Genomic DNA, 1,704 nt, shown 5'->3' with positions numbered 1-1,704 from the left:
GGATTTGTACGAAACCCGCATAAGTTCCGAAAATGCCCTTGACATTTTAGCCCCCTATGATGTAGTCATCGACGGGACGGATAATTTCCCCACCCGTTATCTGACTAATGATGCTTGTGTTCTTCTCGACAAACCCAACGTCTACGGCTCAATTTTCCGCTTTGAAGGACAAGCAACCGTTTTTAACTACCAAGGTGGTCCCAACTACCGCGATCTCTATCCCGAACCGCCACCACCGGGGATGGTTCCCTCCTGTGCCGAAGGCGGCGTTTTAGGGGTTTTACCCGGAGTAATCGGCACAATTCAAGCCACAGAAGCCATTAAAATTATCCTCGGCGCACCGGATACCCTCAGTGGTCGTTTACTGCTTTACAATGCTTGGGAAATGAAATTCCGCGAGTTAAAATTGCGTCCGAATCCCATCCGTCCCGTTATTGAAAAACTAATTGATTACGAACAATTCTGCGGTATTCCGCAAGCGAAGGCACAAGAAGCAGCAGAACAGCAAAAAATGACAGAAATGACCGTAGTGGAGTTAAAAACCCTACTTGACAGCAATGCTAATGATTACGTTCTCATCGATGTGCGTAATCCCAACGAGTACCAAATCGCTAAGATCCCCAACTCGGTATTAATTCCCCTACCCGATATCGAAAATGGTTCGGCAATTCCCAAAATTAAGGAATTAGTCAACGGTTATCGTCTTATCGCCCATTGTAAGATGGGGGGACGTTCCGCTAAAGCCCTCGCTATCCTCAAAGAGGCAGGTATCGAAGGAATTAACGTCAAAGGTGGTATCAGCGCCTGGAGTCGCGAAGTCGATTCCACTGTACCAGAATACTAATTTTAGCCCTTGGGTTTTGGGGTGTTAGGGTGTTAGGGTTTTGGGGTATTAGTCAAATTCCCCCATCTCCCCATCTCCCCATTCCCCCATCTCCCCACTTCATAATTCATAATTCATAATTTATAATTCCCTCTCTCCATTCCCCCATCTCCCCATTCCCCCATCTCCCTGTTTCCTGTTCCCCGTGAATCTGTTAAGATCAAGGCCAGTTAGCCTTAAAATCTTGGGTGTGAGCAAACAATGAAAAACCATATTAAAAAAATTGCTAGTTGGAGCGCGATCGCTACTATTTCCCTTGGCTTAGTAGAAATGAACCGAACAGCGATCGCATTTGGCAATAATAATCAATTTAGTGCCTGTATCAGTCAGATTGTCCGCACGGGAGTCAGTCCCCAAGATGCCGCCACCGCTTGTTCAGAAGCATTAATTCCTAAAGAATTATCCCGCTGTGTGGTAATGATTAAATCCAAAACCCCGATCGATGGTAATCTGGCTCTGCAAGCTTGTTTTCAAGTGCGTCGTCCCATCGACCTAGGTCACTGTGTGGTCGATATCCATCGCGCTGCCCCCTTATTTGCCGCTAATTCCCTCAAACAAACGGAAACAGAAACAGCCAAGGAACCCGATAAATTAGGGATTTCTAAACAGGTTTTAGATTCCTGTCGTCAAAGTTTATTACCCGGTCGCTTTTCCGAGTGCGTTATCGCTGTCAGTCGTGGTGTGGACAAAAATAATCCCTCCCAAGCTTTACAAACCTGTTTAAGTGCCGAGGATTTCCCCAGAGATCTATTCCCCAGTTATCCCCAAAATCAAGACCAGAGACCTTAATCAAGATTATTTGGCTCTCTTATTTTGGGAAT

At 45.9% G+C, this 1,704-nt stretch carries 2 protein-coding genes; both read left to right on the top strand.

The annotated features are described in order from the left end of the window. On the top strand, nucleotides 1-844 hold an 844-nt coding region (locus PX484_RS10450), incomplete at its 5' end, for a ThiF family adenylyltransferase (protein ID WP_288103748.1). A 240-nt stretch (nucleotides 845-1,084) separates the two neighbouring features. Beyond that, nucleotides 1,085-1,672 (top strand): hypothetical protein, encoded by a 588-nt coding sequence (locus PX484_RS10445; RefSeq protein WP_287767407.1) that lies wholly within the window; start codon nucleotides 1,085-1,087, stop codon nucleotides 1,670-1,672. Nucleotides 1,673-1,704 lie beyond the last annotated feature (32 nt).

This window comes from Microcystis sp. M49636_WE2, assembly GCF_030065375.1.
GTDB lineage: Bacteria > Cyanobacteriota > Cyanobacteriia > Cyanobacteriales > Microcystaceae > Microcystis > Microcystis aeruginosa_C.
Note: the sequence above shows the minus strand (reverse complement) of the source record. Positions and strands in the feature narration are given on the sequence as shown.

Coding starts and splice junctions, on each gene's coding strand:
- PX484_RS10445 (WP_287767407.1), top strand. CDS start 1,085: ATGAAAAACCATATTAAAAAAATTGCTAGTTGGAGCGCGATCGCTACT.